A 293-nucleotide genomic window follows, 5' to 3' on the forward strand; every position below is an offset into this window, starting at 1 on the left:
CGTGATTGAAGAATTGGCGCGCGCCGCCCAGAAGGCTGCCGCCGACGGCTCCAGGCAACAGGCAGGTTCCGCCGAGGCCGCCGACGAGATGGTGGATCGCATTTTCGGCGCCCAAGCCCGCGCGGCGGCCGGCGGCCAAGCGCAGGGTCGCACCCAGCAGACGCAATACCAGCAGGCCCAAAATCAACAGACACAAAACGCCCAGGGCGACGCCGGCAAGCGCATGGATGGCGATGCCGCCGAGGCCGACAGCAAGGGCGACGAGGAAGCCGGCGAAGCTGCGGCAAATGCCG

1 pseudogene is annotated in these 293 nt (G+C 68.6%); it reads left to right on the forward strand.

Annotated elements, in window-relative coordinates:
- Positions 1 to 293: pseudogene (locus tag AF337_RS29515) on the forward strand (J domain-containing protein); the annotation flags it as partial.

The sequence above is a fragment of the Rhizobium ecuadorense genome, assembly GCF_001187535.1.
Taxonomy (GTDB): Bacteria; Pseudomonadota; Alphaproteobacteria; order Rhizobiales; family Rhizobiaceae; genus Rhizobium; species Rhizobium ecuadorense.